Annotated in this window: 13 protein-coding genes; 11 read left to right on the top strand and 2 right to left on the bottom strand. The window is 69.1% G+C overall.

Annotation, left to right across the window (positions count from 1 at the left end):
* From infB to KIH27_RS14680, 4 genes are all read left to right on the top strand, one after another.
* Nucleotides 1-2,425: translation initiation factor IF-2 (infB, locus tag KIH27_RS14695; protein ID WP_250150163.1), on the top strand; the 2,425-nt coding region annotated here is incomplete at its 5' end.
* Between the two features lie 2 nt (nt 2,426-2,427).
* On the top strand, nt 2,428-2,901 hold the full coding sequence (gene rbfA, locus KIH27_RS14690) for a 30S ribosome-binding factor RbfA (protein ID WP_214093698.1): 474 nt from the start codon (nt 2,428-2,430) through the stop codon (nt 2,899-2,901).
* A complete protein-coding gene (locus KIH27_RS14685) occupies nt 2,882-3,886 on the top strand; it encodes a DHH family phosphoesterase (protein ID WP_372451390.1) in 1,005 nt (334 codons plus the stop codon). Before rbfA ends, KIH27_RS14685 begins: the two co-directional genes overlap by 20 nt.
* A 10-nt stretch (nt 3,887-3,896) precedes the next feature.
* On the top strand, nt 3,897-5,228 hold the full coding sequence (locus tag KIH27_RS14680; protein ID WP_214093696.1) for an MATE family efflux transporter: 1,332 nt from the start codon (nt 3,897-3,899) through the stop codon (nt 5,226-5,228).
* Here the strand turns inward: KIH27_RS14680 and KIH27_RS14675 are convergent, their stop codons facing one another.
* Nucleotides 5,229-6,836: a CocE/NonD family hydrolase gene (locus KIH27_RS14675; RefSeq protein WP_250150173.1), complete on the bottom strand. Its 1,608-nt coding sequence runs from the start codon at nt 6,834-6,836 to the stop codon at nt 5,229-5,231.
* A 19-nt stretch (nt 6,837-6,855) separates the two neighbouring features.
* Complete coding sequence (locus tag KIH27_RS14670) at nt 6,856-7,428, bottom strand: DUF3558 domain-containing protein (RefSeq protein WP_214093695.1); 573 nt, start codon at nt 7,426-7,428, stop codon at nt 6,856-6,858.
* Nucleotides 7,429-7,543: 115 nt separating this feature from the next.
* On the opposite strand from KIH27_RS14670, the gene pptH reads away from it, so the two are divergent.
* The 7 genes from pptH to KIH27_RS14635 all read left to right on the top strand — a co-directional run bounded on the left by pptH (nt 7,544) and on the right by KIH27_RS14635 (nt 12,954).
* Nucleotides 7,544-8,509 (top strand): ACP phosphodiesterase PptH, encoded by a 966-nt coding sequence (gene pptH, locus KIH27_RS14665; RefSeq protein WP_214093694.1) that lies wholly within the window; start codon nt 7,544-7,546, stop codon nt 8,507-8,509.
* Nucleotides 8,506-9,165, top strand: a complete 660-nt coding sequence (pptT, locus tag KIH27_RS14660) for a 4'-phosphopantetheinyl transferase PptT (protein WP_214093693.1) — start codon at nt 8,506-8,508, stop codon at nt 9,163-9,165. Before pptH ends, pptT begins: the two co-directional genes overlap by 4 nt.
* The gene (truB, locus tag KIH27_RS14655) at nt 9,162-10,055 is read left to right on the top strand and encodes a tRNA pseudouridine(55) synthase TruB (protein ID WP_214093692.1); all 894 of its coding nucleotides are present in this window, start codon (nt 9,162-9,164) and stop codon (nt 10,053-10,055) included. The genes pptT and truB overlap by 4 nt, the downstream gene beginning before the upstream one ends.
* A 19-nt stretch (nt 10,056-10,074) precedes the next feature.
* Nucleotides 10,075-10,332, top strand: coding sequence for a ribbon-helix-helix protein, CopG family (locus tag KIH27_RS14650; RefSeq protein ID WP_214093691.1), 258 nt, complete (start codon nt 10,075-10,077; stop codon nt 10,330-10,332).
* Between the two features lie 111 nt (nt 10,333-10,443).
* Entirely contained in the window at nt 10,444-11,079 is a 636-nt protein-coding gene (locus KIH27_RS14645) for a TetR/AcrR family transcriptional regulator (RefSeq protein WP_214093690.1), read from the top strand.
* Between the two features lie 183 nt (nt 11,080-11,262).
* Nucleotides 11,263-12,480 (top strand): lipid-transfer protein, encoded by a 1,218-nt coding sequence (locus tag KIH27_RS14640; protein ID WP_214093689.1) that lies wholly within the window; start codon nt 11,263-11,265, stop codon nt 12,478-12,480.
* Nucleotides 12,481-12,513: 33 nt separating this feature from the next.
* Nucleotides 12,514-12,954 carry a type II toxin-antitoxin system Rv0910 family toxin gene (locus KIH27_RS14635; protein ID WP_214093688.1) on the top strand — a complete coding sequence of 147 codons (441 nt, stop codon included), beginning with the start codon at nt 12,514-12,516 and terminating at the stop codon, nt 12,952-12,954.
* Nucleotide 12,955 lies beyond the last annotated feature (1 nt).

Below are 12,955 nucleotides of genomic sequence, written 5' to 3'. Positions count from 1 at the left end.
CCCGCCTGCCGCGACGGCCCCGGCCCCGGCGCCCGCTCCGGCACAGCCCGGACCTGCCCCGACCCCTGGCGCCCGCCCGGCGCCGAGCCCCGCACCGGGCCCCAAGCCCGGTGTGCGGACCCCGCGCGTCGGCAACAACCCGTTCTCGTCGGCGCAGCCGGTGGAGCGCGCCATTCCGCGTCCGCACCCGCAGGCCCCGCGGCCGGGGGCACCCCGGCCCGGTGCGCCGCGACCGGGTGGCGCCTCGCCCGGCAACATGCCGCCTCGCCCGCCCGGCTTCGGACAGGGCCGGCCGGCCCGGCCCGGCGGTCCCCGTCCGGGTCCCGGCGGCGGCGGTCGCCCCGGCGGTCCCGGCGGTCGTCCCGGCGGCGCCGGCGGTCCCGGGGGTTACCGCGGCGGTCCCGGTGGCGGTGCCGGCGGTGCCGGTGGTGCCGGCGCTCCGGCCGGTCCCGGTGGCTTCCGCGGCCGTCCCGGCGGTGGTGGTGGTCGTCCCGGCCAGCGCGGCGGTGCCGCCGGTGCGTTCGGCCGTCCCGGCGGTGCGCCGAAACGGGGCCGTAAGTCGAAGCGGGCGAAACGCGCCGAATACGAAAGCATGCAGGCGCCGATCGTCGGCGGTGTGCGGTTGCCGCACGGCAACGGCGAGACCATCCGGCTGGCCCGCGGTGCGTCGCTGAGCGATTTCGCGGAGAAGATCAACGCCAACCCGGCCGCGCTGGTGCAGGCGCTGTTCAACCTCGGTGAGATGGTCACCGCCACCCAGTCGGTCGGTGACGAGACGCTGGAGCTGCTGGGCGGCGAGATGAACTACGTCGTTCAGGTCGTGTCCCCCGAGGACGAGGACCGTGAGCTGCTGGAGTCGTTCGACCTGACCTACGGCGAGGACGAGGGCGGCGAGGAGGATCTGCAGAGTCGCCCGCCGGTGGTCACCGTGATGGGTCACGTCGACCACGGCAAGACGCGCCTGCTGGACACCATCCGCAAGGCCAACGTCCGCGAGGGCGAGGCCGGCGGCATCACCCAGCACATCGGTGCCTACCAGGTCGGCGTCGACTTCGACGGCACTGAGCGCCTGATCACCTTCATCGACACCCCGGGTCACGAGGCGTTCACCGCCATGCGTGCCCGTGGTGCGAAGGCCACCGACATCGCGATCCTGGTGGTCGCGGCCGATGACGGCGTCATGCCGCAGACGGTGGAGGCGATCAACCACGCGCAGGCCGCCGACGTGCCGATCGTGGTGGCGGTCAACAAGATCGACAAGGAGGGTGCCGACCCGGCCAAGATCCGCGGTCAGCTCACCGAATACGGTCTGGTCGCCGAGGACTTCGGCGGCGACACCATGTTCGTCGACATCTCGGCCAAGCAGGGCACCAATATCGCCGCGCTGGAGGAGGCGGTGCTGCTCACCGCCGACGCCGCCCTGGACCTGCGGGCCAACCCCGACATGGAAGCCCAGGGTGTGGCGATCGAGGCGCACCTGGACCGCGGCCGCGGCCCGGTGGCCACCGTGCTGATCCAGCGCGGCACGCTGCGGGTCGGCGACTCGATCGTCGCCGGCGACGCCTACGGCCGCGTGCGCCGGATGGTCGACGAGCACGGCGACGACGTCGAAGAGGCGACCCCGTCGCGTCCGGTGCAGGTCATCGGCTTCACCTCGGTGCCCGGCGCCGGCGACAACCTGCTGGTCGTCGACGAGGACCGGATCGCCCGCCAGATCGCCGACAAGCGCAACGCGCGCAAGCGCAACGCGCTGGCCGCCCGCTCGCGCAAGCGGATCTCGCTGGAGGACCTGGACTCGGCGCTGAAGGAAACCAGCCAGCTGAACCTGATCCTCAAGGGCGACAACGCCGGTACCGTCGAGGCGCTGGAGGAGGCCTTGATGGGCATCCAGGTCGACGACGAGGTGCAGCTGCGGGTGATCGACCGCGGTGTCGGTGGCATCACCGAGACCAACGTCAACCTGGCGTCGGCGTCGGACGCGATCATCATCGGGTTCAACGTGCGCGCCGAGGGCAAGGCCACCGAGTTGGCTAACCGCGAAGGTGTGGAGATCCGCTACTACTCGGTCATCTACCAGGCCATCGACGAGATCGAGAGCGCGCTCAAGGGCATGCTCAAGCCGATCTACGAGGAGAAGGAGCTGGGCCGCGCCGAGATTCGCGCAATGTTCCGGTCCTCCAAGGTGGGCAACATCGCGGGCTGCCTGGTCACGTCCGGCATCATGCGGCGCAACGCCAAGGCGCGACTGCTGCGCGACAACGTCGTCGTCGCCGAGGGCATCACGATCTCCTCGCTGAAGCGGGAGAAAGACGATGCCACCGAGGTCCGCGACGGTTTCGAGTGCGGTCTGACGCTGACCTACAGCGACATCAAGGAAGGCGACGTCATTCAGGCCTACGAACTGGTCGAGAAGGCGCGGACCTAGCCGTGGCTGACCCGGCCCGGGCACGTCGGCTGGCTAAGCGGATCTCCACGATCGTCGCCTCGACCATCGAGTACGAGATCAAGGATCCGCGGCTGGCCGGCGTGACCATCACCGACGCGAAGGTCACCGCCGACCTGCACGACGCCACGCTGTACTACACGGTGCTGGGCCGCAGTCTGGACGAGGATCCGGACTACGGCGGTGCGGCGGCGGCGCTGGACAGTGCCAAGGGTGTGCTGCGTTCCAAGGTCGGTGCCGGCACCGGGGTGCGGTTCACCCCGACGCTGACGTTCGTCCGGGACATGGTGCCCGACGCCGCACACCGGATGGATGAGTTGCTGGCCGCCGCCCAGGCGGCCGACGCCGACCTCGCCCGGATTCGGGAGGGGAAGCAACCGGTGGGAGACGCCAATCCGTACCGGGTGCCTGCGGGCGAATCCGACGATGCGGACAGTGGTGACCGATCTGACGACTGATCCGCAGCGGCCGGGCCGGCGGGTCGATCCCGCCGGCGCCGTCGAGTTGCTGTCCGCAGCGCGCAGCGTCGCGGTGATCTGTCACGTGCACCCGGATGCCGACACCATCGGCGCCGGGCTGGCGCTGGCGTCGGTGCTCGACGGTTTCGGCAAGCGGGTCGAGGTCGGTTTCGCGCGCCCGGCTTGTCCTGCCGGGCTGCCGGCCTCGTTGCAGTCCTTGCCGGGCACCGAGTTCCTGGTCAGCCCGGAGGCGATGCGGCGCAACGTCGACCTGGTGGTGACCGTCGACGTTCCCTGCCTGGATCGGGTCGGTGAGCTGCGGGGCCTCGCCAGCACCGGTCGGGAACTGCTGGTGATCGATCACCACAGTTCGAACGACCTGTTCGGAACCGCGAATCTCGTTGACCCGTCGGCGGATTCGACCACATTGCTGGTCGCGGAACTGCTCGACGTGTGGGGTGCCTCGATCTCCGCCGACGTAGCGCACTGCCTGTACGCCGGGCTGGTCACCGACACCGGCTCGTTCCGGTGGGCCAGTGCCCGGGCGCACCGCCTGGCCGCTCGTCTGGTGGATCTCGGCGTGGACAACGCGGCGGTCACCCGTTCGCTGATGGACACCCACCCGTTCGACTGGCTGACGATGCTGCCGCGGGTGCTGACGTCGGCCCGGCTGGTGCCGGAGGCGGCCGGCGGCCGCGGCCTGGTTTACGCGATCGTCGACCACGACGAGTGGCGCACGGCCCGGTTCGAGGAGGTGGAGAGCATCGTCGACGTGGTGCGCACCACCGAGCAGGCCGAGGTTGCCGCGGTGTTCAAGGAGATCGAGCCGCGGTGCTGGTCGGTGTCGCTGCGGGCGAAGTCGGCGGTGGACCTGACCGCCGCGGCGGCGGCGTTCGGCGGCGGCGGGCACCGGTTGGCCGCCGGTTACACCGTCACCGGGCCGGTGGAGGACGCGGTCGCGGCCCTGGTCGCCGCCCTGCAGTAGGCCCACGAGGGTGGGAGTCCCCGGTCGACACGCCGGGCCGCGCAGCGAAGTACGGCAGATCACGGCGCTGGCGCTGCCGGCGTTGGCCGTGCTGGCCGCCGAACCGCTCTATCTGCTGTTCGACACCGCGGTGGTCGGCCGACTGGGCGCGCTGAGCCTGGCGGGCCTGGCCATCGGCGGGCTGATCCTCGGGTTGATCGGCTCCCAGGCGACGTTCCTGTCCTACGGGACGACGGCGCGCGCTGCGCGGCACTTCGGTGCTGGTGATCGCGCCGCCGCGGTCATCGAGGGGGTGCAGGCGACCTGGCTGGCGCTCGGCTTGGGTGTGCTGATCGTCGTCGCGGTCCAGACGGTGGCAGGTCCGCTCGTGGCGGCGGTGGCTGGCGCCCCGCAGATCGCGGCGACGACGCTGCCGTGGCTGCGGATCGCTATCCTGGGCGCCCCGGCGATCCTGGTGTCGCTGGCCGGCAACGGCTGGCTGCGCGGAGTGCAGGATGTCGCGCGCCCGCCGCGCTATGTCGTTGCCGGGTTTGTGCTTTCGGCGGTGCTGTGTCCGCTGCTGGTGTACGGCTGGCTGGGATTCCCGCGCTGGGGACTGACCGGGTCGGCGGTCGCCAACTGCGCCGGACAGTGGCTGGCGGCCCTGCTGTTCCTGCAGGCGTTCCGAGCCGAACGGGTGCCGTTGCGGCTCGACCGGGCGGTGGTGCGGGCACAGGTGACGATGGGCCGTGACCTGATCGTACGGTCCCTGGCGTTTCAGGCGTGCTTCGTCTCGGCGGCCGCGGTCGCGGCGCGGTTCGGTGCCGCGGCACTAGCGGCCCACCAGATCGTGTTGCAACTGTGGACGTTTCTCGCCCTGGTGCTCGATTCGCTGGCGATCGCCGCGCAGGCACTGGTGGGCGCCGCGCTCGGTGCCGGCCACGCCGGCCAGGCCAAGTCCGTCGCCGCGCGGGTGACGGTGTTCTCGGCGGCGGCCGCCGCGGTGCTGGCCGCGGTGATGGCATGCGGCAGTGCCGCCCTGCCCCGGTTGTTCACCGACGACGCCACGGTGCTCGCCAGCATCGGCGTGCCGTGGTGGTTTCTGGTCGCGCAATTACCAGCTGCCGGAATCGTTTTCGCCCTGGACGGGGTGCTGATCGGCGCCGGGGACGCGGCATTCATGCGGACCGCCACCGTTGCCAGTGCGCTGTTCGGATTCCTGCCACTGGTCTGGCTGGCGCTGGCTTTCGACTGGGGCCTGGCCGGGATCTGGTCGGGGTTGACGACGTTCATCGTGCTCCGCCTGGTGTTCGTCGGGGCGCGGACGGTTTCGGGGCGCTGGGCGGTGAACGGCGCCGGGTGATCACCCTGGCCGGTCATCACCGATCGGCAGCGTCAACCGCGATTCACCGAACGTGATGGTGTGAGTGGCGGGCCGCAACCCGACGGCGCTGACCGGGGGCTCACCGGTGCCGGTGTTGCGCGCGAACCGTGGGAGGCAGCCGCCGGCGATCAGCAGGCGGATCCGGGCGCCGGCGGTGAACCGGTGGGCGATCGGATCGAGTTCGATGCGCACCGGTCCGGACGCACCAGCCAAGCGGCGGTAGCCGTCGCTGACATTGTGGGACCGCCCGCGTGTGTCGACCTCACTGACCCGGACGAACACGTCGACGTGCGGATTGTCGCTGGAGTGCTCCAACTCCACTGTCGGGCAACCGAACACGAGGAGCCCCTCGGTCAGTGGAGCACCGGTGAACACCAAGACGTCGGCGCGGGCGGCCAGTGCGTCGTCACGGCGGTACCCGCCGCCCGGGGCCAGCAGCCGTCCGCCGACCGTCGGGGTGGGGTCGGCGGGGTCGTAGACGAACTCCGCCGACCCGACCGCCGAATCGGTGACGTCCAGCCGCTCACCGGGGTGCAGCCACCACGATCGGGGTGTGGTCGCCGGCGGCCAGTGCTCCAGATTCCGCCAGCCGTCACCCCCTGTGACGAACACCCGCACCGGACTGCGACGCGCCGGCCCGCCCACGCCGGCCAGGTGGGTGTCGAACCAGTCCAGCGATTCACGGGTCAGCACACCGAGCCCGCGGACCGGCACCTCGGTGTGCGTCCACGGCCCGACCGTCAGCCCCACCTCGACACCGCGGTCGGCCAGCCGGCGGTACTGGGCCATGGTCTGATCCACGAACAGGTCCTGCCAGCCGCTGACCAGCAGCACCGGCACCTGCACCGTATCCAGGGCGGCGCCGAACCGGTACGGCCGCCAGAACGGGTCACCGGTGTCGGGATGTTCCAGCCACGACTCGTACCAGGGCGCACCGGATCCCAGCAGCGCCCGGCCGGCCGCACCCAGCGGCAGGCCCGCGGTGGCCCGGGCGAGGCGACGCCGCGCCGTCAGTTGGCGCAGCCCGGATTGGACCGGCCCGTCGCCGTCGTCTTCCTGACGGGCCATCGCGTCACTCCAGCCCAGGAAATCGTTGACGGTGAACGACCCGGTGCTCCACGACGACGCGCTGAAGTCGTGCGGTCCGACGGTGACGACGGCCGCGGTCAACTCCGGTGGCGGGTCGACCAGCAGCGCCCACTGGGTGAACCCCAGATAGGACACCCCGAGCGTGCCGAACGTGCCGGTGAACCACCGCTGGTCGCGCAGCCACGCGACGGTGTCGGCGCCGTCGGCGACCTCGTTGACCATCGGCTCGAACACGCCACCCGAACCGGACGTCCCGCGCACGCTCTGCAGGACCACGTGATAGCCGTGGGCGGCGTAGACCCGGGCGAAGATCAGCGACGACGGGAAGCGCCCGCCGTAGGGAGTGCGGACCAGCAGGGTGCCGCGCACCGTCGACGACGGTGCGTAGTGGTCGGCGAGCAGCACGACGCCGTCGCGCATCGGGATCGCGACCCGTTCGACGGTGTAGCCGTCACCCGGCGGCAGTCGCAACGCCCGGCGGAACGCGGTGTCGAGCAGTCGCCGGTGCGTCACCCGGTCAGTACTTGTAGAGCGGGGACAGTTGCTGGGCCCGCTTCAGGTTCTCCGAGGGGCAGTCCACGTCGGGGTTGGAGTACACCGGCGAGTAGTACAGCGACTGCTGGATCAGCCCGTAGCTGGTCTTGAACGCCACCATGCAGGAGAACCACCAGCGGTTGTTCCACTCGGTGGGCTTCATCACCCAGTACTGCGCGGCGCGGTGCCCGTTGATGGTGGTCTCGAGGGCGTCGCGGGGCAGCGATTCGTCGTAGCTGCGCCAGATGTAGGTCTCGATCGCCATCTGGTAGTTGCCGGCGTCGAGTTCGCAGCGAACTCCCTCCACCGGCTTCGGCGGGGTGTAGGTCAGGCCGAGCTGTGCGAGGGCGTCATAGGGGATGTCCTCGCAGGCGTCGAACGGCCGCGGGTTGGTCAGCACCACCGTGGAACTCGGCGCCGGGGCCAGCGGCAGCGCGGTCGACCGCAACTGCACGCCGACGCTGCCCACGGTGAGCGACGGTGTTTGCTGAAAGACCATGACGGCTGCCATCACCACTGCGCTCAGCACGGTGAACAGACGCAGCTTGGTGAGCATGACACCCCTTCGAATTCGCCCGATCCCTGCCGGGAGTGTACAAGTTATGTCACCGCGGTCACAGCCGGAGTCAGAACACGTTCTAGTTCGGTGCCAGCCACTAGGGTGGAACCTCGTGATCACCGAGGAGTCGACGCGCGGACACCGTCCGACCCTGTGGGCGATCTCGGATCTGCACACCGGACATCTGGGCAACAAGCCGGTCACCGAATCACTGCACCCGGCGCACCCGGAGGACTGGCTGATCGTCGCCGGCGACGTCGCCGAACGCACCGACGAGATCCGCTGGTCACTGGACCTGCTGCGGAAACGCTTCGCCAAGGTCATCTGGGTTCCGGGCAACCACGAGTTGTGGACCACCACCAAGGACCCGATGCAGGTGTTCGGCCGGTCCCGCTACGACTACCTGGTCGAGATGTGCGACCAGATGGGCGTCATCACCCCGGAGCACCCGTATCCGGTCTGGACCGAGGAGGGCGGCCCGGCGACGATCGTGCCGATGTTCCTGCTCTACGACTACACGTTCCTGCCGGCCGGGGCGACGACGAAGGCCGAGGGTCTGGCGATCGCGCGGGAGAACAACGTCGTGGCCACCGACGAGTTCCTGCTGTCCTGCGAGCCCTACGGCACCCGGGATGCCTGGTGCCGCGACCGGGTGGCCGTCACCCGCAAACGGCTGGAAGACCTGGACTGGATGACGCCGACGGTGCTGGTCAACCATTTCCCGATGGTGCGCCAACCGTGCGACGCACTGTTCTATCCGGAGTTCTCGCTGTGGTGCGGCACGACCGAGACCGCCGACTGGCACACCCGGTACAACGCTGCCTGCTCGGTCTACGGGCACCTGCACATCCCGCGCACCACCTTCTACGACGACGTGCGGTTCGAGGAGGTGTCGGTCGGCTACCCGCGGGAATGGCGCCGACGTCAGCCGCACCGCTGGCTGCGCCAGATCCTGCCCGAACCGCACTACCCGCCCGGCTACCTCAACGAGTTCGGGGGCCATTTCGCGATCACCGACGAGATGCGCGCCGAATCGGCGAAGTTCCGGGAACGCCTGCGCGAGCGGCAGCGACGATGAGCGGCCTGCTGGACACGGTGCTCGGCGGGGCATCGGGGGAGTCCCTGGCCTGGGCGGAACGCACCGACGACCCGCCGGGGCTTTCCCCGCTGCCCGATGAGGAACCGCTGATCGCCAAGTCGGTTGCCAAGCGGCGCAACGAGTTCATCACCGTCCGCTACTGTGCGCGGCTGGCCCTGGAACAGATCGGTCAGTCGCCGGTGCCGATCCTCAAGGGGGAGAAGGGCGAACCGCACTGGCCCGACGGCGTGGTCGGTTCGCTGACGCACTGTGCGGGGTTCCGCGGCGCGGTGGTGGGCCGCACCCCGGGCGTGCGGTCGGTGGGCATCGATGCCGAACCGCACGACGTGCTGCCCGACGGGGTGCTGAACGCGGTCAGCCTGCCTGCGGAACGGGTGGAACTGGGGACGTTGCCGGGCGGCACGCACTGGGATCGAATCCTGTTCTGCGCCAAGGAAGCCACCTACAAAGCGTGGTTCCCGCTGACCAAACGCTGGCTGGGATTCGAAGACGCCCACATCACGTTCACGCCCGACGGTGGGTTTGTTTCCCGCATCCTGATCGACCCCGCCGCGCTGGCCGGGCCGCCGCTGTCCGAGCTGCACGGTCGCTGGTCGGTGGTGGATGGCCTGGTGCTGACGGCGATCGTGCTGTGAAAGCGGTTACGGTTCCGGCCGGGCTGGTGATCGTCGACAAGCCGGCCGGGATGACCAGCCACGACGTGGTCGGGCGCTGCCGACGGATCTTCGGCACCCGCAAGGTCGGCCACGCCGGCACCCTGGACCCGATGGCCACCGGGGTGCTGGTGATCGGCATTGACCGGGCCACCAAGATCCTCGGGCTGCTGACCACCTCCACGAAGACCTACGCCGCCACGATCCGGCTGGGCCAGACCACTACCACCGAGGACGCCGAAGGCGAAATGCTGCAGACGGTTTCGGCAGCCCACCTGAGTGACGAGCAGATCGAGTCCGCGATCGCACCGCTGCGCGGCGACATCGAGCAGGTGCCGTCGGCGGTCAGCGCGATCAAGGTCGCCGGCAAACGCGCCTATCAGATGGTGCGCGACGGCGAGACCGTCGAGCTGAAAGCCCGCCCGGTGCGCATCGAGCGGTTCGACGTGCTGGCGGTGCGCCGAACCGGTGACCTGATCGACGTCGACGTCGAGGTGGACTGCTCGGCGGGCACCTACATCCGAGCGCTGGCCCGTGACCTCGGCGACGCACTGGGGGTCGGCGGTCACCTGACCGCGTTGCGCCGCACCGCAGCCGGGCGGTTCGGGCTGGACCAGGCCCGCACCCTCGACGATCTAGCCGAGGCCGCGGCGTTGAGCTACACCCTCGATGAGGCCTGCTTGCAGACGTTTCCCCGTCGGGACTTGAGAGCGGAAGAGGCGGTCGACGTCGGGCACGGCCGGCCACTGGGGTCGGCCGGCATCAGCGGGATCTACGCGGCCACTGACTCTGACGACCGGGTCATCGCGCTGCTGGAAGACTCCGGGCGGCGTACCAAGTCGGTCGTGGTGATCCGGCCAGCGACGCTGTGAGCGTCTTTAAGATGTAGCTATGCGCATCACGATCCGCATGGACGACGACCTCTATAAAGAGGTGAAGGCCTCAGTGGCCCGATCCGGGCGAGCCGTGGCCGCCGTCCTGGAAGACGCAGTGCGCCGGGGACTGCAACCGGACATCGCGCAACCAGCTCGCCGCTATGCGGTACGTCCGATCGGTAGGGGATGGCTCCGGCCCGACGTGGATCTGATGTCCAACGCCGCCGTTGCCGAAGCGATGACCGAGCACGGATCGATCGATGCGCTGCGTTGACGCCATGTGTCGAGATGACATCCCAGATACATGCAAGATTGTAGGTATTGCTGATCAAACTGTGATCGCTCGGTATCGTTGGACGCCGAAGCGTGGCGGAGGGGGACGGCGATGGTGAGCGGCGTCGACGAGCAACGCGCGCGACGCACCCAGGCCGAGCGCAGCGCCGCGATGCGGGAGCGGTTGCTTGATGCCACTGTCGAGTGCCTGGTCTCTTACGGCTATGCCGGAACGACCACGCCGCGGATCGCCGAACTCGCCGGGGTCACCCGGGGTGCGCAGATTCACCATTTCAAGTCGAAGGAAGATCTGGTCGTCGCAGCCATCGAGCATCTGGCTCAGCAACGCGCCCAGGCCGCGATCCGCGAGCTCGGCCGGCTGACGGACAGCCCGGATCCGATCTCAACGGTGCTGGACTTCATGTGGGAGGTCCACCAGGGGCCGTTATTCGTTGCGACCATTGAACTCTGGATCGCCGCCCGTACCGATCCGGTCCTGGCTCAGCAGATCCAGCGGGTGGAGCCGGTTGTCAACAGTGCACTGATCGCGGCGATCGCGCAGTTGCTTCCCGGGCATCCGGCGCAGAAGGAACTGCGCAACATGGCGTATACGGCGATGGATGCGCTGCGCGGAATCCTGGTCGCGAGCTTCGTCGACCACGATGCCGAACGGGCGCGTCGCCGCTGGGAGCGCGCCTGCACGGATCTGCGTGCCGTCCTCGCTGCCGCGTTGCCCGCCCTGGGCTGAGTGCCGCTCCCGGCAACCCCGCGCCGAACGTGAAGTCGGGTTCACGCTCGCGCTCGACGGTGAACCCGACCTCACGCTCGGCATCTCCCGCACACTGTTGCGTCCGTCGTCAACCCTCTTGTTCACATACAATCACGTGTGTATGTTTTGACTCACGGTGAACAACCCGATGAAGGGAACGCGATGTCAAACAAGGCCGCCAACAAGGTCTACGTCGTCGGCGTCGGCATGACGAAGTTCGAGAAGCCCGGCCGACGGGTCAACGACGACGGCACGGCGTGGGACTACCCGGACATGGCCCGCGAATCCGGCACCAAGGCGGTGGCCGACGCGGGTATCGACTTCACCGAGGTGGAGCAGGGCTACGTCGGCTACGTGTACGGCGAATCCACCTCCGGGCAGCGCGCTTTGTACGAGCTGGGCATGACCGGCATCCCGATCGTCAACGTCAACAACAACTGCTCGACCGGGTCCACCGCGCTGTACCTCGCCGCGCAGGCGATCCGCGGCGGGCTGGCCGACTGCACCATCGCGCTGGGCTTCGAGAAAATGAAGCCCGGTTCGCTGGAGTCCACCTACGACGACCGCGCCCAGCCGATGGAGAAGCACGTGCTGGCCTTGGCGGAGATCTCCGAGGTGCTGTTCCCGGTGGCACCGTGGATGTTCGGCGCCGCCGGCCGCGAGCATATGAAGCAATACGGCTCCACCGCAGAGCATTTCGCCAAGATCGGCTACAAGAACCACAAGCACTCGGTGAACAACCCGTATGCGCAGTTCCAGGACGAGTACTCCCTGGAGGACATCCTGGGCTCGCGGATGATCTACGACCCGCTGACCAAGCTGCAGTGCTCGCCGACTTCGGACGGCTCGGGCGCGGCGATCCTGGCCAGTGAGGACTTCGTCGACAAGCACGGCCTGGCAGGGCAGGCAGTGGAGATCGTCGGGCAGGCGATGACCACCGACTTCGCCTCCACCTTCGACGGCACCTGCAAAAGCATCATCGGCTACGACATGAACGTCCAGGCCGCCCAACGGGTCTACGACCAGGCCGGGCTCGGGCCCGAAGATTTCCAGGTGATCGAACTGCACGACTGCTTCTCCGCCAACGAGTTGCTGCTCTATGAGGCGCTGGGCCTGTGCGGTGAGGGCGAGGCGCACAAGCTGATCGACGACGGCGACACCACCTACGGCGGACGCTGGGTGGTCAACCCGTCCGGTGGGCTGATCTCCAAGGGTCACCCGCTGGGCGCCACCGGGTTGGCGCAGTGCTCGGAGCTGACGTGGCAGTTGCGCGGTGCCGCCGACAAGCGTCAGGTGGACAACGTCACCGCCGCCCTGCAGCACAACATCGGACTCGGCGGCGCCGCCGTCGTCACCGCCTACCAGCGCGCCGAGCGCTGAGAACCAACCAACGAAAATCAAGGAGGCACGACCATGGGACACATCGAAGCCACCAAGCAACTGTCGGTCAGCCCGGACGCACTGTGGGCGACCGTCGCCGACCCGTCGACCTGGGGGGATTGGTTCACCATCCACGAACGCTGGATGGAGGAGCCGCCGGCCACTCTGGAGCCCGGCGCGACGCTGGTCGCCAAGATCATGATGCTCGGCATGGCCAACAAGATCGAGTGGAAGGTCGAACAGGTGCAGGCGCCGCACAGCCTCACACTGTCGGGCACCGGAATGGCCGGCGTCAAATGCGAATTCAACTTCACCGTGACCCCGTCCGGTGACGGATCGGAGTTCAGCGTGGCCGGCGATTTCGAGGGGGCGCTGGTCAAGGGCGCCCTGGCCAAGGCCGTGGAGAAGGACGGCGCCAAGCAACTCGACAAGACCCTGGCGCAGCTTGAGGCGCTGGCTGCGGCGGCGGCCTGAC

Source organism: Mycolicibacter acidiphilus, assembly GCF_018455725.1.
Classification (GTDB): Bacteria; Actinomycetota; Actinomycetes; order Mycobacteriales; family Mycobacteriaceae; genus Mycobacterium; species Mycobacterium acidiphilum.
This window is presented reverse-complemented; position numbering and strand designations above follow the sequence as displayed.

Excerpts from the sequence above, each read along its gene's own strand:
- pptT (WP_214093693.1), top strand. The coding sequence starts at position 8,506 with ATGAGCGGCCTGCTGGACACGGTGCTCGGCGGGGCATCGGGGGAGTCC.
- KIH27_RS14645 (WP_214093690.1), top strand. The coding sequence starts at position 10,444 with ATGGTGAGCGGCGTCGACGAGCAACGCGCGCGACGCACCCAGGCCGAG.
- KIH27_RS14650 (WP_214093691.1), top strand. The coding sequence starts at position 10,075 with ATGCGCATCACGATCCGCATGGACGACGACCTCTATAAAGAGGTGAAG.
- KIH27_RS14640 (WP_214093689.1), top strand. The coding sequence starts at position 11,263 with ATGTCAAACAAGGCCGCCAACAAGGTCTACGTCGTCGGCGTCGGCATG.
- KIH27_RS14670 (WP_214093695.1), bottom strand. The coding sequence starts at position 7,428 with ATGCTCACCAAGCTGCGTCTGTTCACCGTGCTGAGCGCAGTGGTGATG.
- KIH27_RS14635 (WP_214093688.1), top strand. The coding sequence starts at position 12,514 with ATGGGACACATCGAAGCCACCAAGCAACTGTCGGTCAGCCCGGACGCA.